Source organism: Salipaludibacillus neizhouensis, assembly GCF_002886185.1.
Classification (GTDB): domain Bacteria; phylum Bacillota; class Bacilli; order Bacillales; family Salisediminibacteriaceae; genus Salipaludibacillus; species Salipaludibacillus neizhouensis.
Genome location: NZ_KZ614146.1, coordinates 755,290 through 776,602 on the forward strand (window position 1 = coordinate 755,290; position 21,313 = coordinate 776,602).

At 36.2% G+C, this 21,313-nt stretch carries 22 protein-coding genes; 18 read left to right on the forward strand and 4 right to left on the reverse strand.

From position 1 onward, the window contains the following. Positions 1-176: 176 nt before the first annotated feature. Entirely contained in the window at positions 177-893 is a 717-nt protein-coding gene (locus CEF18_RS03485) for a response regulator transcription factor (protein ID WP_110935205.1), read from the forward strand. Further along, on the forward strand, positions 893-2,680 hold the full coding sequence (locus tag CEF18_RS03490; protein ID WP_110935206.1) for an ATP-binding protein: 1,788 nt from the start codon (positions 893-895) through the stop codon (positions 2,678-2,680). Before CEF18_RS03485 ends, CEF18_RS03490 begins: the two co-directional genes overlap by 1 nt. 130 nt (positions 2,681-2,810) lie before the next feature. Here CEF18_RS03490 and CEF18_RS03495 read toward each other — a convergent pair whose 3' ends face one another. Next, a complete protein-coding gene (locus tag CEF18_RS03495) occupies positions 2,811-3,323 on the reverse strand; it encodes a MogA/MoaB family molybdenum cofactor biosynthesis protein (protein WP_110935207.1) in 513 nt (170 codons plus the stop codon). A gap of 143 nt (positions 3,324-3,466) precedes the next feature. On the opposite strand from CEF18_RS03495, the gene CEF18_RS03500 reads away from it, so the two are divergent. Next, the gene (locus CEF18_RS03500; protein ID WP_110935208.1) at positions 3,467-4,030 is read left to right on the forward strand and encodes a cob(I)yrinic acid a,c-diamide adenosyltransferase; all 564 of its coding nucleotides are present in this window, start codon (positions 3,467-3,469) and stop codon (positions 4,028-4,030) included. Between the two features lie 173 nt (positions 4,031-4,203). Here CEF18_RS03500 and CEF18_RS03505 read toward each other — a convergent pair whose 3' ends face one another. Beyond that, entirely contained in the window at positions 4,204-5,043 is an 840-nt protein-coding gene (locus CEF18_RS03505) for a SurA N-terminal domain-containing protein (protein ID WP_110935209.1), read from the reverse strand. Between the two features lie 351 nt (positions 5,044-5,394). On the opposite strand from CEF18_RS03505, the gene CEF18_RS03510 reads away from it, so the two are divergent. Further along, positions 5,395-6,090, forward strand: a complete 696-nt coding sequence (locus CEF18_RS03510) for a FadR/GntR family transcriptional regulator (RefSeq protein WP_110935210.1) — start codon at positions 5,395-5,397, stop codon at positions 6,088-6,090. 186 nt (positions 6,091-6,276) lie between these two features. On the opposite strand, the gene CEF18_RS03515 is transcribed toward CEF18_RS03510, so the two are convergent. After that, on the reverse strand, positions 6,277-6,525 hold the full coding sequence (locus CEF18_RS03515; RefSeq protein WP_110935211.1) for a ferredoxin: 249 nt from the start codon (positions 6,523-6,525) through the stop codon (positions 6,277-6,279). A gap of 472 nt (positions 6,526-6,997) precedes the next feature. Here CEF18_RS03515 and CEF18_RS03520 point away from each other — a divergent pair, with 472 nt between their 5' ends. The 9 genes from CEF18_RS03520 (at position 6,998) to CEF18_RS03560 (ending at position 15,330) form a co-directional block, all read left to right on the forward strand. Beyond that, a complete protein-coding gene (locus tag CEF18_RS03520; protein ID WP_183041040.1) occupies positions 6,998-7,867 on the forward strand; it encodes a helix-turn-helix domain-containing protein in 870 nt (289 codons plus the stop codon). Further along, entirely contained in the window at positions 7,864-9,402 is a 1,539-nt protein-coding gene (locus CEF18_RS03525; protein WP_183041039.1) for a RecQ family ATP-dependent DNA helicase, read from the forward strand. Before CEF18_RS03520 ends, CEF18_RS03525 begins: the two co-directional genes overlap by 4 nt. Continuing rightward, positions 9,392-9,967, forward strand: coding sequence for a CPBP family intramembrane glutamic endopeptidase (locus CEF18_RS03530; protein ID WP_110935214.1), 576 nt, complete (start codon positions 9,392-9,394; stop codon positions 9,965-9,967). Before CEF18_RS03525 ends, CEF18_RS03530 begins: the two co-directional genes overlap by 11 nt. Positions 9,968-10,060: 93 nt before the next feature. Continuing rightward, positions 10,061-10,312: a hypothetical protein gene (locus tag CEF18_RS03535; protein ID WP_190238674.1), complete on the forward strand. Its 252-nt coding sequence runs from the start codon at positions 10,061-10,063 to the stop codon at positions 10,310-10,312. A gap of 80 nt (positions 10,313-10,392) precedes the next feature. Further along, positions 10,393-10,806 (forward strand): DUF2663 family protein, encoded by a 414-nt coding sequence (locus CEF18_RS03540; RefSeq protein ID WP_110935216.1) that lies wholly within the window; start codon positions 10,393-10,395, stop codon positions 10,804-10,806. Positions 10,807-11,066: 260 nt separating this feature from the next. After that, complete coding sequence (locus CEF18_RS03545; protein WP_110935217.1) at positions 11,067-11,969, forward strand: MerR family transcriptional regulator; 903 nt, start codon at positions 11,067-11,069, stop codon at positions 11,967-11,969. 121 nt (positions 11,970-12,090) lie between these two features. After that, positions 12,091-12,678, forward strand: coding sequence for an adaptor protein MecA (locus CEF18_RS03550; protein WP_110935218.1), 588 nt, complete (start codon positions 12,091-12,093; stop codon positions 12,676-12,678). A 205-nt stretch (positions 12,679-12,883) separates the two neighbouring features. Beyond that, positions 12,884-14,179 carry a Glu/Leu/Phe/Val family dehydrogenase gene (locus tag CEF18_RS03555; protein ID WP_110935219.1) on the forward strand — a complete coding sequence of 432 codons (1,296 nt, stop codon included), beginning with the start codon at positions 12,884-12,886 and terminating at the stop codon, positions 14,177-14,179. A gap of 161 nt (positions 14,180-14,340) precedes the next feature. Then, positions 14,341-15,330, forward strand: a complete 990-nt coding sequence (locus CEF18_RS03560; RefSeq protein WP_110935220.1) for a YpdA family putative bacillithiol disulfide reductase — start codon at positions 14,341-14,343, stop codon at positions 15,328-15,330. 231 nt (positions 15,331-15,561) lie between these two features. Here CEF18_RS03560 and CEF18_RS03565 read toward each other — a convergent pair whose 3' ends face one another. After that, positions 15,562-16,530, reverse strand: coding sequence for an asparaginase (locus tag CEF18_RS03565; RefSeq protein WP_110935221.1), 969 nt, complete (start codon positions 16,528-16,530; stop codon positions 15,562-15,564). Positions 16,531-16,663: 133 nt separating this feature from the next. On the opposite strand from CEF18_RS03565, the gene prsW reads away from it, so the two are divergent. The 5 genes from prsW to CEF18_RS03585 all read left to right on the forward strand — a co-directional run bounded on the left by prsW (position 16,664) and on the right by CEF18_RS03585 (position 21,299). After that, a complete protein-coding gene (prsW, locus tag CEF18_RS03570) occupies positions 16,664-17,335 on the forward strand; it encodes a glutamic-type intramembrane protease PrsW (RefSeq protein WP_110935222.1) in 672 nt (223 codons plus the stop codon). Positions 17,336-17,449: 114 nt separating this feature from the next. Then, a complete protein-coding gene (locus CEF18_RS25695; protein WP_223292219.1) occupies positions 17,450-17,617 on the forward strand; it encodes a hypothetical protein in 168 nt (55 codons plus the stop codon). Positions 17,618-17,898: 281 nt separating this feature from the next. After that, entirely contained in the window at positions 17,899-18,906 is a 1,008-nt protein-coding gene (gene sleB, locus CEF18_RS03575; RefSeq protein ID WP_110935223.1) for a spore cortex-lytic enzyme, read from the forward strand. Between the two features lie 18 nt (positions 18,907-18,924). Continuing rightward, entirely contained in the window at positions 18,925-20,271 is a 1,347-nt protein-coding gene (gene ypeB, locus CEF18_RS03580; RefSeq protein ID WP_110935224.1) for a germination protein YpeB, read from the forward strand. Positions 20,272-20,633: 362 nt separating this feature from the next. Further along, complete coding sequence (locus CEF18_RS03585; RefSeq protein ID WP_110935225.1) at positions 20,634-21,299, forward strand: flagellar brake protein; 666 nt, start codon at positions 20,634-20,636, stop codon at positions 21,297-21,299. The last annotated feature ends 14 nt before the right edge of the window (positions 21,300-21,313 follow it).

The window sequence follows — 21,313 nt, forward strand, 5'->3', positions numbered from 1 at the left end:
TCTATTTCCGTGAATGTGCCTACATTCTTATAAAAGAGCGTGTTACAATAAATGTAATATTAGTGTGTTGAATAGTTTTTCAATTCTTTAATGAAAAACTTTATAATTAAACTGTAAAGAACGATGCTTTCCGATTTTTATATAATCGTTTTATATAGTCTTAGGAGGATTAGCTAATGGCTGAAGAAGCAAGAATATTAGTAGTGGATGATGAAGAGCGTATTCGAAGATTACTTAAAATGTATTTGGAAAGAGAAGAGTATTTGGTCGATGATGCTGAAAATGGAGAAAAGGCATTAGAGATGGCCTTAGCAGAAGAATATGATTTAATAATACTGGATCTCATGATGCCAGGTATGGATGGTATTGAGGTTTGCGAGGAAATAAGAAAGCACAAAGCTACTCCGATAATTATGCTCACTGCGAAAGGTGAGGAAGCCAATCGCGTCCAAGGTTTTGAAGCAGGCACAGATGATTATATAGTCAAACCATTCAGTCCGCGGGAAGTTGTCCTTCGGGTAAAAGCCTTACTTAGAAGAGCATCGTCTACAAAATTCTTACAAACGGAAACGACAACGAAAGATGTCCTAGTGTTTTCATACCTTACGATTGATAATGATGCACATAGAGTAACCGCTGCGGGAAACCATATAAATTTGACGCCGAAAGAATATGAATTATTGCTTTATTTAGCTCTGGCACCTGATAAAGTGTTCTCAAGAGAGCAATTGTTGAAGGATGTATGGAATTATGAGTTTTTCGGAGATTTGCGTACGGTTGATACCCATATAAAAAGATTACGCGAGAAATTAAGTAAGGTTTCCCCTGATGCTGCAAATATGATTTCTACTGTATGGGGAGTAGGGTATAAGTTTGAGGCAGTGAAGGAGTAATGATGTTTTGGCGAAGCGTAGTAGGCAAACTCTGGTTTACAATTTTACTTTTAGTCTCAGTAGTTTTAGTTATCTTAACGATTATGCTGTTACAGTTTTTTGAAGGTTTTCATACAGAACAAGCTGAAAATGAATTGAAGAATCATGCTACGCTAATCGTTAACGTTCTTGAGGAAGAAGGTGTAGATGAGACAGCTTTCTCGATGGGATCAATGATTTCACAAACATACGAAACCCAAGGCTTAATTATTCTTGATGAAGAAGAATATTGGTATACTTCCGGTGATAGTCAAGGTGAATTACCCATCTCGGTTTTCTATGAAGAAGAAGCTCTATCAGAGGTTTTAGAATTAGGGAACCCCGTCGTTACTCAAGGCAACTTTTCTTTAGTCAATACGGAGGATGCAGTTCAAGAAGAAATGATGATAGTGGGATTACCAGTCACTTTTGCAGATGAGAAAGAAGGAGCTGTGTTCCTATATCAGCCTTTGGATATAGTGAATGAAGCTTTGAATCAAACAAAGAATATTATTTTTCTGTCTGCTGGTGTTGCGATAGTTTTAACGACAGTATTTGCTTTCTTTTTAACGACACGGATAACTTCTCCTCTCAGAAAAATGAGAAATGCTTCACTGGAAGTAGCAAAGGGGAATTTTAATACAAAAGTACCTGTTTTAACTAATGATGAAATAGGACTTTTAGGAAATGCTTTTAATCGAATGGCACGAGGTTTAAATACAAATATACATGCTTTAAATCAGGAGAAAGAGCAGTTATCGAGAATTTTAAGCTCAATGGCAGATGGAGTTATTACCATAGATCGAGATGGGACAGTAATGATTACAAACCCACCTGCTGATGAATTTCTAAAAGCTTGGGTTTATGAGCAAGGAGACAAAAATGAGACAGCAAGTCAACTTCCTAAAAAACTCCAACGTCTGTTTGGACAGGTCGTTCAAGAAGAGTGCGAGCAGATGGGAGAAGTAGATGTCCAAGGTAGAAGCTGGGATATTATCATGACTCCATTATATGATCAAGAAAAAGTCCGCGGAGCCGTTGCCGTACTAAGAGATATGACGGAAGATAGACTACATGATAAATTACGCAAGGACTTCGTTGCAAATGTGTCTCATGAGCTCAGGACACCTATTGCTCTGTTGCAAGGCTATAGTGAAGCGATAATTGATGATATTGCAGGAAGTGAGGAAGAAAAGAAAGAACTTGCTCAGATTATATATGAAGAATCAGTACGGATGAAAAGATTAGTCAATGAATTATTAGATCTAGCAAGGATGGAAGCGGGTCATACTCAACTGAATATGGAATCTGTTAACATGGAGGAATTTACTTATCGTATACTTAGGAAATTCAAAGGATTAGCTAGAGAGAATAGTATTCACATGATTGGCGATATCGATAAGATTGATCGACTGCTAAAGGTTGATTCAGATCGTATTGAGCAAGTGTTTACAAATCTTATTGATAATGCTATCCGTCATACTCCGGAAGATGGTCAGGTTACACTGCGACTGGAACCAGTTAACAATGGGATCAGAGTAGATGTTGAGGATACTGGATCTGGAATACCGGAAGAGGACTTGCCATTTGTGTTTGAACGATTTTATAAAGCAGATAAAGCAAGGACAAGAGGAAGAGCAGGAACAGGCTTAGGTCTTGCTATTGTCAAGAATCTTGTAGATGCCCATCGAGGAAAAGTATCGGTTCATAGTAAATTAAATGAAGGAACGACATTTTCAGTGTTTTTACCTTATGATATGCAAGAATGAACAAGAAAAATCTTGTTCCACAAGTAACAGAAAAAGGTTAATTCATGATAGTATGAATTAACCTCTAATACAAAAATAGATGAATGAAATTATGATTACATATTTATTATCAAAAGACTTACGTGCCATTCTATTTATCCTTATTAATCTCCCGAATAACATGAGCTAGCTCCGGAATTATAAGTTCTTTCATTGCGAGCTTCACAGCCCCGGAAGAACCAGGAGTAGAGAAAACAGCTGTTTCTCCTCTTACACCCGCAATTGCTCTACTCAGCATAGCCGCAGAGCCAATGTCTTTTTCAAAACTTAGATATCGAAAAATCTCCCCAAAGCCAGGAAGGTCTTTATCAAGCATACTTGATACAGCTTCATACGTAGTATCACGAAACGTAATGCCTGTACCTCCATTAATTAATAGAGCTTCAATATTTTTATCAAGGTCAGCGTATCTTATTTGCTCCTGGATGCTAGTGTAATCATCTTTTACAATTCTATGAGCAGCTACTTTAAATCCAGCCTCTACCAGCATTTCCTTCATAATAGTGCCACTTTTATCTGTTACAAGAGTTCTAGTATCGGATACCGTTAATATCATACATGATACACTTTTGGGAGCTTCTTTCTTATGTTCTTCTACACTCATTTATATCCTCTCCTATCACTATTATCTTACCGTTGTTAATCGTGTAAGACAAATATAATTAATATTAATACAAGATGATTTGTGACTGTTATAATGTGGAGGAATCAGTTTACAAAACTAACATGATTGGATGATGCTAAGAAATGAAAATATACACGAAAAAAGGTGACAAGGGAGAAACGTCTCTTATTGGAAAGCGCGTAAAAAAGACAAATGACAGAGTAGAGGCTTATGGAACTGTGGATGAATTAAATAGTTTTATTGGTGTGGCTCTTGTATCATTAAAAGTTGATCATTGTCAGGACGTTAAAGATGACTTGTTAAAAATTCAACATGAGTTATTTGACCTTGGTGGTGACTTAGCTAATGTAACTGCTGAAAAAAAGTGGTCTTTGCAGGAAGATGCGGTAACATACTTAGAAGCTAAAATTGATGAATATTGGGGTGAAGCGCCTGCATTGAAGAAATTTATTCTTCCTGGAGGAGAGCCATCTGCTGCCCATTTACACGTATGTAGAACAGTGACTAGAAGAGCGGAAAGATTAACAGTCCGTATCAATGATGATAGTGAAGTTTCTTCCCTTGCTGTAGCTTACTTAAACAGGTTGTCTGATTACTTCTTTGCTGTTGCAAGAGTGGTTAATGCAAGAGCTAATAAGAGTGACATTTTGTATGAGCGTGGGGGAGACGTGTTTCATACTGAGTAAGGATGAGATATGGTTTTCACGAGGGTTGTGTTACCAGCGGAAAGCTTCCACCAGAAGCAGCATTTAGCACCTCTATTTGAAGCAAATCAATGATCATTAAGAAAAACAGTGATAATACATTAAAAAGGCACTGGAAGAGTTAAATCTCTTTTCAGTGCCTGGAAATAAAGATATTATAGGTTTATCGTGACGTCAGCTTCTTCACGAAGTCTTTCGATTAATGTTTGATACACTTCTGATTCTTTTTGGCTTTTCAGTTGTTTTTCAATTTCAGGTTTTACTTCATCAAAAGATGGTATTTCTACTTCTTCACTATTTTCGTCACTCATTTGCTCTTGCTGGGCAACGATTTGATCATAATACTCTTGTAGCTCTTCTTCTGTTGGCTCAATGTCACCAGCCTCGCTAGCAATAAGTTGATCAACTTTTACTTGCATTTCAAGTTGAGTCATTATTTCTTCTTCTTCCATGCCTTGTTCTTGCATAAGAGTCATGAATTCTTCTTTTGATTCTAATTGAAATTGAGTTGCTAACTCCTCAAGTGTTTCGTCAATTTCTTCTTGTGAAGCTTCAAAGCCAGCATTTTCAGCTTCCTGTATAAGTAGTTCTGTACCAATCATACTTTCTGCAACCTGAGTCTTTAGCTGATCCTGGTCAAGTTCTTGACCTGACATCTGTGACTGCATTGCAATTTGCTGGAACTGTCCTTCGTAAGTCGTTACGAATTCTTCTTTTGCTATCTCTTCACCATTGACTTCTGCAACTACATCAGGAATACCTTCTAAGTCAGGTTCAGGCATTGCAGCCTCTGTTTCTGGATCTACAGCGGCCTCATTATCTTCTGCAGGTACTTCTTCTGTGTTAGTTGCCTCATTTTCTTCTGTAGCGGTTTCATTGTTATTTGCCCCGTTATTTGTTGTATTATTTTCGGTTTCATTGCCACCACATGCTGCAAGGAGAAGTACCCCAGCTAAAGGAATAGCCAAAAAAGTTTTTCTAGTAAATCTTTTCATTGCTGTCATCAACCTTTCTAATTCTCAGTTCTATTATTTTATACTTTGACTACTGTACCACGAAAAGAGAGCTAATTCAATTTTTAAAATTTATAATTAGACATACTGTATTGAATTCTGTAGTCTTTACTGAAGTAATTTGAAAAGCTTGCATGTATCTTTGCGTCATCCAGTTATATCCATGATAATTAAATAAATAAGAGAAGTAACTCTTAAGGAGTTATAATATTGTCCTTCATTTTGGATTTCTATGAAAAAGTGAGATTGTATATTTGCTAAAAAAACGCTACAATTTAAGTAATTAATCGCTTTATCGACTATTCCTAAGAAACGTGAAATGAGGCGCTAAATTTGATAAAACAAGTGAAATCTAAAAAGATATATGAGCTGGTGGCGGAACAATTAACCGAGATGATAATAAGTGGTGAGTATGAACCGGGTCATCGGCTATCTTCTGTGGAAAAACTAGCGGCAGAGTTCGATGTTGGTAGATCAGCTATAAGAGAGGCTTTAAGTGCTTTAAATGCGATGGGATTAATTGAAATTCACCAAGGAGAAGGGACTTTTGTCAAAAAAAATAATTATGACATTTCAAAGAAACTAATACCAACGATTATGGTCAAAGAAGATCTTCGTCAACTATTTGAAGTGAGAAAACTAAATGAGACTGGTGCAGCATCTATCGCTGCTTTGAATCGGACAGATGAGGATCTCGGGAGAATGTCATCTATATTAAACAATATGGGTCTGTCCTACGGAAATGGGGAATTAGGTGAGAAAGGGGATATTGATTTTCATATGGCCATAGTGAGAGCGACGAATAATCCAATGCTAGAAAGGCTGATGGAGACGATATCAAGTACAGTACAAGAATCGATGAAGGAAGCCAGACAAGTATTTTTGTACTCTAATCGACAAAAAATGAAGCTACTCCACATAGAACATCAAGCGATTTATGAAGCAATTAAAAACAAAAATGCTGAGAAAGCTTTCAACCTAATGATGAGTCATATTACGGGTGTTGAAAAGGAACTCTTTATTAAATAGCGTTTTAAAATCATTTTGAAGAAAAATCTGTGAGTTTGTTGTGCAGGGACGCTCCAAGTAAGTATCAACAAATATTAGCTTGATGAGACCGAAGCGTGACCTTTGAAACAAAGACAAACAGAGGATCTCAGTAGTATAAATGTGGATTAAAAAACCACCGGAAATATAACGGTGGTTTTTAAAAACTTATTCAAACTTCAAAGCATCTCCATCAAATGATTCGTCAGCAATTTTAATGGAGTCTGTTGGACAGCCGTCAAGTGCGTCTTCCATATCTTCATGAAGTTCTTCTGGAACCTCTTTAGTTCCTTCATTATCATCTAGAATAACAAATGCAATTCCATCATCATCATAATCATAGATATCTGGAGCAGCCGCGCCACATGCACCACATGCTATGCAAGTGTCTTTGTCTACAATAGTAAACTTTGCCATAAGGAAATACCTCCCATAAATATATAATATCGAATCCCTATATAATGCTTGGATCATTTTATAAAGGGTTACATTTCAAGAACAACTCTCTAGGGTGAAAATTATTCTTATCTTTTCATTGTAAAGGTAATGACATGACATTTCAATAGTTAAAAATAAGCTCTAACACTTAAATGATAGGCTTTTTTTGGATCGGATGTGCAATAAAACTGAACTATCACTTCGTCTAAAAACAACATTTAATAAAAATTAGTACCGAAAGGAGGACATTAAAATAAATTTTCTACAGTATATTCTTTTATTAGCCGTGTATCGGATGCAAGGAGAAAAAACATTAAATGGTGTAATACATCTATTAAAGGGAAAGAGATCAGCACAGACTATTCAAGATATTTCCTTGTTTCAATGTGAAGATATTACAGCTTCCCTTAAAAGATATTCATTCCAAGAACTCAAAAACTTGAGCCACCAAATGAAAAATAAAAATATGCTTGAAGAGTGTTCTCTTAACACAGTTTCATTAACTGCTGAAGGATGCCTTAAATTAAAAGAGCTATCCGCGGTTTATCATTTCCCAACGGAATTTAACGGTTTGAAATACGAATGGAATCATGTGGCTGCTTCATTCTGGGAAGACTTATCTTTACTTGTTCAAACCGTATCTCATTTAAAGGATAATAATTATCGATTCCTTCCCGTGTCGGTAAAGAAGCAATCCCAGCAACAAGTAAAACAATTATTGAAAACCAATGGATCAATTGTTGATATAGGACAAGCTTTGGTAAAAGATTTAAAACAAATACTACATTTATCTTCAGATCAAAAAGCAAATTTATTTGTGAAAAAATTGACATCCAGCCAACGAACCGGTCGTACTTATTCCCAATTGTCGATGCCTTTTCAGCAGGATCCGCACTATACCGAAATTATATTTTGGGCTATTGTACATCAGATTATTACTAAGGTTAGTCAAACTCCAGAAGAATATTCTATCCTTCCCATATTGTTGCCGTTGGAGATGAAGGAACAGCTGGTTACAGATACTGCAAGAAAAACAAAAGAGCATTTAGATAAAGGGTTGGATCTGCAGAGGATTGCCAATGCTAGAGGATTAAAGATAAGTACGATAGAAGATCATATTGTTGAATTATCCATTCATGACCCTGGCTTTAACACAAACGTTTTTATAACGGAGGAAGCGAAACTGCTCATTCAACAAACGGCTGATTTGTTACAAACAACCAGACTGAAACCAATAAAAGACAATCTTGGGGATAGATTTTCCTACTTTCAGATTCGAGTAGCATTATCGCAAAAACTGAAAGGGGTTGTAAGAACTTGAGCAATTTAGATGCTACATTAAAAAATTTATTTGGTTTTGATACCTTCCGGGAAGGTCAACGAGAAATTATCGAAGCTGTAATGAATCAGCAGGATGTTTTAGCTATCCTTCCAACAGGAAGAGGAAAAACGCTGTGTTATCATTTACCGTCGTTAATTCTCGGAGGTTTGACGCTCGTTATTTCTCCCTTAGTTTCATTAATGGAGGATCAGGTCACCCAGATGAAGGCTAGTGGGAATAAAAGAGTAGCTCATTTGAGTAGTTTGCTTAATCAACAAGAAAAACAAGATCTTATGATGGGATTGGGCAACCTAGATTTATTATTCCTCTCCCCTGAAATGGCATCCCTTCCGTTTGTGAAACGAGCTCTCGTAAGACAAAAAATAACTTTATTTGTTATTGATGAAGCTCATTGTATCTCACACTGGGGACATGAATTCCGCACAGATTATTTACGCTTGAACAGCCTTCGAAGTTCACTAGGAAATCCATCTTGCCTGGCGTTGACTGCTACGGCAACACCACTCGTGGAAAAGGATATCCGGGGGCAACTCAAAATGGAAAACGAAGTAGTTATACGTTATCCAGTTAATCGAGAAAATATTTATATTGGAATCGAAGAAGTAGCAAGCGTTCAAGAAAAACACGCGCTGCTAATTGCTAGAATAAATCAAGTTGAAACACCGGCTATTATTTATACGGGTACAAGGCAGGAGACGGAAAGGATTGCTGGGCTTTTGAAAAGAGAAACAAATTTCGAAAGTTCCTTTTATCACGGAGGGCTGACAAAAGAAGATCGATTGCTTATTCAACATCAGTTTATTCATGATGAGCTAGATATTATCTGCTGTACGAATGCTTTTGGAATGGGGATTAATAAGTCTAATGTGAGAACGGTTATACACTTACACTTACCTTCATCTATAGAGCAATATGTGCAAGAGATAGGAAGAGCAGGTAGAGACCAATCACAAAGTACCGCTTTACTAATTTATCAGCCTGAAGATCATCTATTACCTCTTTCTTTTATTGAGAACGAATTTCCTGATGATGATTTACTCAATCACTTATCCGATGAAAGTGATTTTTCTCATTATTCTTTAGAGGAGTTACGCAACTTTTATCAATTAGACGATAACAGCTACAGAATGTTGCATTATTACCTCGATCAGGAAAATTTGATTGAGGAAGGAAACTTGCAACTAAATGAACAACAACAGCATGTTATTAAGAAATTACGTGTTAAGTTTCAAACAAGAAAAAAAGAGAAAATTCTACAATTAGAGAGAATAAAATCTTTTGTTTTATCTCGGACGTGCTTGCGTAGGTATGTGTCCCATTATTTTGAAGAAGAAATCTTGGTTTTACCAGAATTCTGCTGTTCTCAATGTCAACTGACAGAAACGTATTTAAAGGAAATAGATAGTATTAATTACAACGTGAGATCAGAAAGGTCGATTCACAAGGAAAGTGATTGGTCGAAAGAGTTAGAGAACATGTTGATCACAAACGCTGGAGGTCTTTATGGGAAATAAACAGAGTGAACTCATAAAGACACTCACAGATAAAGAGCTGTTACAAAATCTGTATTTAACTCAATTGACAATATTAGTGATTGGCATTGTCATTAGTAAATGGCTAACAGGGAGATGGTTTAGCCCTTTGGATAACATTCATTTCCAAATAGAACACATCTTAATGGGTTTTGTTATTGGTTTGTCAGTTGTTTTTTTAGAATTAATTTTATATAAAATTTTGCCTAGTTCTTGGTTTGATGATGGTGGAATTAATTCACGGATATTCTTAAAAAGGTCTCCCTTGCATATTTTAGTACTTACAGTTGTCATTGCTTTTAGCGAGGAATTTTTATTTCGCGGGGTTCTACAAACAAACTTTGGTTTATGGATTGCATCATTTTTATTTGCAATTATTCATATACGCTATTTGTCTAATCTATTTTTATTTTCTTTTACTGTATTACTAAGCATTTCACTGGGTTTTTTATATTATTTTACAGACAATCTATTAACAGTTATTGTTGCACATTTTACAATTGATTTTATACTTGGATTAATGATCAGATACTCGAAAATAAAATAGCACATAAATGAAAAATGCTTATTCCGGAATGAAGCGTATAATGATACTCTTATGATAGATGTAGAGGAATGGATTAAAGAGGTGATTTTAGTTGTGAAGAATCATACAAGTGAAAAAGAGTTGGAAAATCAATCGCATGAAGACGATACATCCGCAACTTTGGACGTTCAGGAATTTCCGCCAAGAAGTGAAGCACATCGTCGCAAAGATAAACGGAAATCACGCGTGCAAAAGAAAAAAAAGAAAAAAATGATAAGATTTCCTTTAGTTCGAATCTTGTTGATTTTATTTTTATTTTTAGTAGCTGCAATGGTTACATACCCTATATGGATTCAAAGGCTTTAATTTGATTCGTGATAATAGTTGAATCAATGATGCTATATTTCTCTCCTTCTTCATATGCTTAGATAGAAAGGAGAGAGTTTATGTTGGATTCATTAAATAAAAATCAATCAATGGAAGTATATCTTGTTAATGCGATAATAAAAGCTAAGGAAAAAGAAACGAAGGCACAAAAAAAACTTGTACGAGCCGGGGTCTATCTTCTTGGTATTTTAGGATTATCGGTAGTATATTTGTACGTTAGATGGATGGATACCTACTATGTTTCTCAATTAATTGCCGATCCTATTATATTAGTGTTCATCTTGGCTATTGGATTAATGTTTGTTAATCTAAACAATAAAAAATTTTCATTCGAAAAGGCAGAAAGTGATTTTGACCGATTGAAAGAAGATCTGATTGATCGTTCATATGATATTTGGAGCACTAAAGAAAAGCAAACAGAAGTATATAAAAGATTAAAAGAAGAACATGATATTAATCTTTTTCATAAATAATTTTGGGTTGTGTCAAAGGTCTGCAGACTTTTTGACACAATCTTTTTTGGTATTATTTTTTAGGCGGACAATGCTTCTGACTCTTCGGAGTAGTATTTAGCTTGTTTTAGAAACCAATTTCAAGTTTTTGATCAAGGATGAAATATCGGCGAACCATTTTCGTTACCTGTACAAACATTGTACGGGTTTTACACAATAATTAGAATAACGTATACTTGATATTATTATCTTTATACTTAGAACGAAGTAGGTGAACGGATTTGGAAGATCAGGCAGGTAAATACAACATAAAAGCTGTTTCTAAATTGCTTGGCATCCATCCTGGTACGTTGAGAGCCTGGGAAAGAAGATATCAACTTATTCAACCTGTCAGAAATGATGCCGGGCATCGTTTGTATACAGATGAACAATTAAAAGTACTAAAATGGATTATTAATAAAGTTGATAATGGATTTACGATCAGCCAAGCAGTCGAATTATTGGACAAGCATGACTATCAGGAAGTTATGGAGGAAGAGACAGCTAATTATAATCAAATCGGAAAATTAAAAAAAGATTTACTGTCATCATTACTTAAATTTAATGAAACAAAAAGTAATGAACTTCTAGATCAAGCTTTTGGTGTGTTTTCCACTGAAAAAGTTGTTATTAACATTCTTGGAGGGATCTTAGCAGACGTCGGTGACAAATGGGAAAAAAAAGAAATAACTACAGCGCATGAACATTTCGTGACTTCTTTTTTACGGACGAAAATTGGTATGGTTTTTCATAATTTACCTGTTAATGGTCTGTTACCTAAAGTTATCTGCGTTTGCGGACCAGAAGAACGACATGAAATAGGATTACTTATATTTACATTTTTCTTGAAGCGTAGAGGGTATGAGACCATTTATCTTGGTTCAGGAATTCCTGAAGATGATGTATTTCTGGTTGTTAATGAAGTCGAGCCGAAAATGATTATCATCTCTTGCACAATGAGTGAATATTTAAAAAATACGATGCAGCTTGCTGAAAACCTCCATAATGATTTTTCGTATCTTTCTGTAGGTGTTGGAGGACATGCAATAAAAGGTCTCTATAGCACAGATGATTTAAAATATAATTCATTTTTTGTTGGAGATTCTGAAGAGGAATGGACAAAGTGGTTAAAAGAAAAGCTATGAACTTGAAACTTTGTATAAACCCTATGGAACCCTTTCTTTATGAATAACATACTTTATCATAATCACGATAAGAGAGAGGACCTCTTTTCTGAAAAAGGAACAGAATGAGGGAGGGTGTTCTATGCGTCTTGAGAGATTAGCTTATGATAAAATGAAAATATTTCTAACGTATGATGATCTCGATCAACGTGGGATTTCAACAGAGAATACATGGTTTGATACCCCAGTTATTGATGAAGTTTTTCGGGATATGATTACAGAGGCAAGTGTAAAGCTCGATTTTGATCCAGATGGTCCTATTGTTGTGGAAGTATACTCTGTTCCTAGTCAGGGAATTGTTATTATTGTCACTAAAACAGAAGAATTAGTGGAAGATCATGATGAAATTAGTATGGATTGGGATATTTCAAGTGCTGTTTCTAGTACTGATCCATTTATTTATCGTTTTGAGAGCCTGGATGATGTCATTCATCTTGCAGTTGAACTAAGCAGAATCAATGTTCAGGAAGGCCAGTTATATAGCTATGAAAACAACTATTATTTATTATTTCCTACCGAGATTTATTCTACTGATGAGATGCTATATTACGAACCGTTGATTCAAGAATATGGGAACCGTACCACTCATACTAAAGCTCTTCTTGAGGCGTATGGAAATCCAATTATCGTTAAAAATGCTGTCAAAAATTTAATTAAATATTTTTGTTGAAACCCATTTTGAATGGGTTTTTTTCTAATTAGAACATAGACTATACATTCATTGGTTAAACGCGAGGGTGCTCTGAAATGTATCTGAGAAAATATAAAGTATATGGAAAGAAAAGTGGAATTATAGCCATAACTTCTTTATAGTTAGAGGTAGATAGAGTAACTGAAAAGTTCATAAACTATGGAGATCTGCAGAGGTGATATCAATGGAAGGAAGCGAAAAGGTGGAAAATACAGAGAAGAACGTAAAGGAAGCCAAAAAGTCCAGCCAAAATGTATTGCAATCAACTCAAATTGTTATTAAACAAGCCTTAGAAAAACTCGGTTATTCTGACGAGGTTTACGAGTTGATGAAAGAACCCCTTAGAATGATGACTGTAAGAATTCCAATTAGAATGGATGACGATTCAATTAAAATATTTACCGGGTATCGTGCCCAGCATAACGATGCTGTTGGACCAACTAAGGGAGGCGTAAGATTTCATCCGGATGTTTCAGAAACTGAAGTGAAAGCTTTATCGATATGGATGAGCTTGAAAGCCGGGATTATGGATTTACCTTACGGTGGTGGTAAGGGCGGGATCGTATGTGATCCAAGAGAAATGTCATTCCGTGAAATTGAACGTTTAAGTCGGGGATATGTTCGTGCAATTAGCCAAATCGTAGGCCCAACTAAAGATATCCCGGCACCAGATGTGTTTACAAATTCACAAATAATGGCTTGGATGATGGATGAATATAGTCGTATGAAGGAGTTTGATTCTCCTGGCTTTATCACCGGAAAACCTCTTGTTCTTGGAGGATCTCACGGTAGGGAGTCTGCCACAGCAAAAGGTGTTACGATATGCATTCGAGAAGCAGCCAAAAAAAAGGGCGTTAACTTAGAAGGGGCGAGAATTGTTATCCAAGGTTTCGGGAATGCGGGAAGTTTTTTAGCTAAATTCATGCATGATTCAGGAGCTAAAGTGGTAGGTATTTCCGATGTATATGGTGGTTTATACGATCCAGAAGGACTTGATATAGATTATTTATTAGATCGACGTGACAGCTTTGGTACGGTATCCAAACTGTTCAAAGATACGGTTACAAATAAAGAACTATTAGAATTAGATTGTGACATATTAGTTCCTGCTGCCATAGAAAATCAAATTACAGAAGAAAATGCGCATAAAATTAAAGCTAACATTGTTGTGGAAGCGGCCAATGGACCAACGACAATGGAAGCAACCAAGATACTAAATGATCGTGGAGTTTTACTAGTTCCTGATGTATTAGCCAGTGCAGGCGGAGTTACGGTGTCTTATTTTGAATGGGTGCAAAATAACCAAGGATTTTATTGGGAAGAAGAAGAAGTAGCGATTAAGTTGGAAAAAGTAATGGTAAGTTCTTTTGATAATGTTTACCGTGTCGCAACCACTCGAAATGTGGACATGCGATTAGCTTCATATATGGTAGGCGTGAGAAAAATGGCTGAAGCGAGCAGGTTTAGAGGCTGGATTTAATCTATTATCAATGATAGAAAAACGAGCGGTAGTTTTGTAAGGTTTTTTCAGTAGGTTATTGATTAATTAGAACAGGACGATACCATCTTTTTAAATAAATTCAGATGGAATCCCTTATGTTTGTGGGGATTCTTTTTGATTCGTGAAATGAGGTTGCTAACATGAGGAAGGAAGATATTATTATTGTAGGTGCGGGACCTTGTGGATTATCCGCGGCCATTGAATTGCAAAAAAAAGGTTTTAACCCTTTAGTCATTGAACGTGGCAATATTGTTCATTCATTATACAAATATCCGACCCATCAACAGTTTTTTAGTGCGAGTGAAAAATTGTCTATTGGTGGCATTCCTTTCTACAGTACTGAAAGAAAGCCAAAACGAAACGAGGCTCTCGTATATTACAGGCAGGTAGTTAAAGATAAAAAAGTTAGAATTAATGCGTATGAAGAAGTTATTTCTATAGATCCACAAGAAAACAACTCATTTATATTAGAGACAAAAGAAAGATCCGGTAAAACAAAAAAATACATATCCAAGTATATTGTTATTGCAACGGGCTACTATGACTCGCCGAATTTCATGGGTATACATGGCGAGGAAAAACCACACGTATATCATTATTTTCATGAAGCACATCCATTTTTCGATCAGGATGTGGCTGTTATAGGTGGGAAGAATTCGGCGATTGATGCTGCTCTGGAACTGGAAAAGGCAGGTGCCAGAGTACATGTTTATTATCGTGGGGAAGAGTATTCTAAAAGTATCAAGCCGTGGATTTTACCAGAATTTGCATCATTGGTGAAAAACAAATTGATTAGTATGCATTTTAATACAGAAATTATGGAGATAAAAGATGATACGATTGTTTCAAAAAGCGGGACATCAATCGAAACGCACAATGCTGATTTTGTTTTTGCAATGACAGGTTACCATCCTGACCATGCTTTTATCCGTGGAATAGGTGTTATGATTGATGAGGAAACAGGGCGTCCGGAGTTTGACGCTTCTTCGATGGAAACAAATGTAAATAATATTTTTATAGCCGGAGTTATTGCAGCTGGAAACAATGCCAATGAAATTTTTATAGAAAATGGCAGACATCACGGAGAAATCATCGCGGATTACCTAGTAGAGAAAAAAACATCAATATAGGTGGAAGAAGAGAGGTTTTATGCTACCGAACAGAGGGGCTCGAATCCGCTCTAGGCGGACGCTTTCCGCGGGCAGTGCTTCAGCCTCCTCGGGAAAGTTCGTCCTTGCGGAGTCGCCGCCTTTGCTACTTCGAGCTTTTTAAACCCTATGGTTAAGAAAGCAGTTCTTTTGCTTTAAATAAGACGCTACATGTTTTTCTTATTAAACTTCATCAAAACGCTAGTATTTTGATTATAGATCAAAGGAAGAATGGAGAGACTTTGTTTCTGATGAGCTTTCCAAGGCTACCATTAACTTTATTCGAGCTTTTTGTCCACTTAGTCCATTGGTGAAAATGACCCCAATATCTTTCAAGTGTTTTCCTCCCCCTTTATATCCGTAAACATCTTGAACGATTCCATTAAAACAGCGGGAAACTAAAACAACAGGAATATTATTTTGAACAAGTTTTTCAATTGCAGATACAAGCTCAGGTGGAACATTGCCTTGACCAAGTGCTTCAATGACAAGGCCGTCCATATGAATATTACATATTGCATCAAAGACTTCTTTTTCCATCCCTGCGACTGCTTTTACAAGTAAAACTTTTTTAGACATTTTTTCAACGGGAAAAGTCTCTTGTTTTGTTGGTGATTGGTGAAATTGTACGTGACGCTTCGTAACAATACCAATTGGTCCATACTGTGGACTTTGAAAGGTTGCAATATTACTTGTGTGAGTTTTAGTAACGTTTTTAGCTGTATGGATTTCATCATTAAGTACAACTAGAACCCCTTTATCGTGAGCTTGATCACTCATTGCAGTTCTAACGGATGACAAGAGGTTATAAGGGCCATCTGAGCCAAGCTCATTACTGGATCTCATTGCCCCAGTTACTACTACTGGAACCGAGGAGATCACCGTTAAATCTAAAAGATATGCTGTTTCTTCTAATGTATCGGTGCCGTGAGTTATAACAACTCCGTCAAATGCTTCATTTATCACTCTTTCATCAATTCTTTTGGCTAGCGAAAGCATATTCACGATCGTCATATGAGGAGAAGGAACATTTAAAAAGTCTTCAACAGAAATTGAAACGTTTTCCATTTTCATGATTGTGTCATGAAGGGGGTTATTAGAATTTGGTTTCACTTCTCCTGTTTGAACGTCTTCGCTCATAGCAATCGTACCACCTGTATGTAAAATAAGTATCTTTTTCATTTTAGGCCTCCTTTAAGTATGATTTGAATCACAAGGTTATTATTGCATTATGCGTAAACTTTTTCTACTATAGTAGTAGTTAATAAAAAATGTCCGTGGCAATATTTAATTTTACAGGGGAAGGAAATTTGCTATGCTTTCGATTATAACAGTGGCAATCACTCCTGCTATAGCACTTTTAATCTTTTTTTATTTAAAAGATGAATTTGAACAAGAACCTGTTTTGATGGTTATACGCTGTTTTATTTTTGGGGCACTTTTAGTGTTCCCTGTGATGTTCATTCAATTTGTCATTACGGAAGAAACTACTTTTAATTCTTCTCTTTTAATTACTTTTTTTCAAGTTGCTTTTGTAGAAGAATTCATTAAATGGTTTATTGTTCTTGTTGCAGTTTTTTACCATGTACATTTTAACCAACGGTATGATGGAATTGTTTATTCCACTGCTGTAGCGTTAGGATTTGCATCGATTGAGAATATTCTCTTTATATTAGCTAATGGGCTAGATACTGCATTTTACCGTGCAATTTTTCCGGTTACAAGTCACGCATTATTCGGAGTTGTAATGGGCTATTATTTTGGTAAAGCGAAGTTTCATATAAATAAACGAAACAGGTATTTATTTCTAGCTTTATTCATTCCTATTGTGTTACATGGGTTTTATAATTTGATTTTGGCCAGCCTTAATCACTGGATATATGCTTTGGCTCCGTTTATGGTTTGTTTATGGATTGTAGCTTTAAGGAATATTAAAAAAGCAAATCAGAATCAAGCTCTTCACATTATTAAAGATGTTACAGGCTAAAGGACTCGAATTCTTGAATCTACCCCCTCTTTCGTTGTATAGTGATATTTAATAACTTTTAAACACGTTATAATGCTTAAAACGAGAATGGATGTTGAAAAAGGAGTGATCTTTTTGCCTGAAACGAAACATAGGTATAAGGTAACAATTCGTTGTCAAGAATGCGGAGAGAAATATATCCTTCGCGGACGACCTAATGAATTAGGCGGTTTTGACACGGGATTTAAACGTTGTGTCTGCGGAAATGAAACTAAAATTGATTTAGATGTTACACCTGAATAAAGAAAAAATACAAGGCGATTGCGCCTTGTATTTTTTTTGTTTAACTATCTTTTAATAGTAGTATTCTCTACCAACAAATTAAGATCCAAGTGATATCCCATGGAGCAATTGCTCGAGGCGACTTATGGATCGACACGGAAGTAAGCAGTAATTCTTCAAACTTATGTGATAACTATTCAAATTTTTAGAAACAAGGATTTAGAATAAAATCGTAACTTTAGATAAAACTAGATGTATTCCAAATAATTGTGATATACGAGCATGATAGAAGGAGGATTTAGATGAAGTGGTATAAAGGTAAAACGATCCAACAACTCTTGTTTTATATTACTTTCGTATGTTTGTTTACTATGGCTCTGCCAGTTGACACAGATGCTTTTTCAGATCAAGTGGTTCAAAAAGGCGCTACAGGTGAAGATGTCGTTGAGCTTCAAGCCAGGCTTCAATACAACGGCTATTACGAGGGAGATATCGATGGTGTTTTTGGGTGGGGGACCTATTGGTCAGTACGTAACTTCCAAGAAAAATTTGAATTAGAGGTAGATGGTTTAGTAGGACAAAAAATGAAAGGTATGCTTGAAAAAGCTACAGAGTTTGATAAGGAATTTGTACATCGGATGTTAAGGGAAGGAAGGGAGTTTACTTACTATGGAGGCGTAGATAAGAATATACAGAAAGGACCTAAAGGCGGTAAAGATAAAGAGGACCCTAAACCAAAAAAAGATACACAGGAAACGAAGCAACCAGCTAAAGAAAAGGCACCTGATCAGGCAGCACCAGAACCTCCAGCAGAAGCGGAAACGCCTGAAGAAGGAACACCAAAGCGTTATCCAGGTGAAGATATTCCGGATGAAACACCGGCTCCTGAGGAAGCAGTCCCACAGGAAGATGATGGGGTTAGTATTCAAAAAGCAGTAAACGTTCCAGAGGGTTATTCGGATAATGACATCAACATCATGGCTCAGGCGGTACATGGTGAAGCTAGAGGAGAACCTCACGTCGGAAAAGTAGCTGTAGCGGCGGTTATTTTAAATCGTGTACAAAGCCCAACATTCCCAAATACTGTTACAGACGTCATTTTTGAACCAAGGGCATTTACAGCCGTTGCAGACGGTCAAATTTGGTTAACGCCTAATGAAGATGCTAAAAAAGCTGTCTTAGATGCTATTAATGGGCAAGACCCAACTGGAAACGCACTCTATTATTTTAACCCGGACACAGCTACTTCAGCATGGATATGGGGGAGACCACAAATAAAACAGATCGGCAAGCACGTATTTTGCGAATAATTAAAGTGAGGTGAGAATATGATACGCAATATTTTAATAGGCGTTTTAGCCGCCGGTGTTATTGGCACTGGAGTCTGGGGCTATAATGAACATCAAGAAAAAGAGGCCTTGGTAATACAAGGGGAAAACACGTACCAAAGAGCTTTTCATGACTTAACCTACCGTGTAGACTTAATAAATGACGAACTTGGTTCAACACTAGCAATGAATTCAAAGGAAAGATTATCTCCTTCTTTGTCAGAGGTGTGGAAGATTACTTCGGAAGCGCAAAATGATATTGGTCAATTTCCATTGGTTCTTTCGTCGTTCAGTAAAACCGAAGAATTTTTATATAAACTTGGAGAATTTTCTTACCGCCATGCGGTTAGAGACTTCGACGAAGAACCATTGACAGAAGATGAGTATGAGAATTTACAAACATTATATAGTCAATCAGAAGAGATACAAACTGAAATGAGAAATGTTCAATCAAAGGTTTTGAAAGATGATGTTCGTTGGATGGATATTAATGACCAATTGCAAGCTCAAGACGAGCCGTTAGATAACTCTATCATAGATGGATTTCACATCATTGATGAAAAAGTAGGGGCGTTCTCCGAAGTTGATTTTGGTGCAGGAGATAGTCACTTATCATCCAATGCAAAGGAAATTGCTGAGAATTTAAGTGGTGAAGAGATAAATGAAGAAGAAGCAAGAGATAAGGCTGCGAAGTTTCTTGACTCAGGGAATAAAGGTAACATAGATATTGAAATGGCTGGTGAAGGTTTGGAATATGAGGCCTATACCGTAACTGTTCCGGATGAAAAGCATGATACTACGACAACAATGGACATTACGAAAAAAGGTGGTCATGCAGTTTGGATGCTCAATGAAAGAGAAGTTGAAGAACAAAAAATTAGTTTAAGTGAGGCATCGGAAAAGGCAAAAGCCTTTTTAGAAAGAAATGAATATGACAGCATGCAATTGGTTGACAGTAAACAATATGACAATATTGGTGTCTTTGAGTTTGTTGTATTAAAAGACGATGTAAGAATTTATTCAGATGCGATTGTTTTAGAAGTTGCACTTGATCAAGGCGACGTAATTGGTTTTGAAGCTTTTCCATATTTGGCTAATCATAAAAAAGACCGAGACCTAGAAGTTTCCCTGACCCAGGAGGAGGCCGAGGAAAATCTAAATCCTCACTTGGATGTGAAAGAGCATCATCTAGGAGTGATTGAAAATCAATTAGAGGAAGAAGTTTTATGTCATGAGTTTTATGGCGTCATTGATAAAGATACGTTCCGCATTTTTATCAATGCAAAAAGTGGCCGCGAAGAGGTAGTCCAGAAAATGCAAAACCCTGAACGAATTTTCAAGGGCTGAACATCTTTAAAAAAGAAAACCATCAATATTATTAAAACTCAACCGTTAGGAGTAAAACTCTTAACGGTTTTTTCTTGCAAGGTATCTTTAAGCCACGTGCATCTAAAGAAATCAGCCCTCCTTTCTAGCAGCACCTAAACGAAATTACAGAGGTGCTACACGGGGTGACAAAAGCTCACGCTGTATATAATAAAAGACGGGGCGTGTTTTTTAAAACTAATGTTTCTAATCGGATCATTACACGATTGGTGTCTGAATTTGATATAATTAAGTAGTAATAGAGCAAGAGATGCAGGAGAATTATTTTTAGTATAGAATGTTACATATCGTGAAGTAAATTGAACAAGGGGAGGAAGGTTCATTTGATTAAAATAGGGAATACGATAAATCTTGAATTAAATGATCCAGAGAGTGGAAAAAAAGTTTTTAAAAGTAGAATTTTAGATGCTGAAACAGACAAAATTTATATAGACTTCCCTGTAGAGAAAAACTTTCACAAAGCAAGTTTCTTTTTTGAAGGTACACAATTTAGAGTTTGGATACAAGGTAATGATCAGGCTATTTACATGTTTGATACAGAAGTTCTCGGTAAATCTAATGGGAAGGTACCGATGCTGATGTTAAGCGATCCAGGGAAGGATTACTATATACGAATTCAACGTCGCCAACATTTCCGTGTAGACGCGTCTATAGATGTTGCCGTCCATTCTATGCGGGGGGAATTTCAAGCTTTTACTACCGTTAGTGTTGATTTGAGTGGTGGTGGAATGGCATTGATTCTTCCTAAAGAACCAACGTTACAGCCGGATCAAAAAATAAATACCTGGCTTTCCCTTCATCATCAGTCAGGAACCATTGAGTATGTTCCAGTGGTTGCTTCCTTTATACGTGCGATTGAATTTTCTGGACGTTTAAAAGGAATGTTTCAGTTTAGTGAAATAGAAGATACAGAAAGACAAAAAATTGTTCAATTTTGCTATGAAAAGCAGCTTGAAATGAAGAAAAAAGAAAAAATTTCTAATACGTAATCCAAGAAACTATT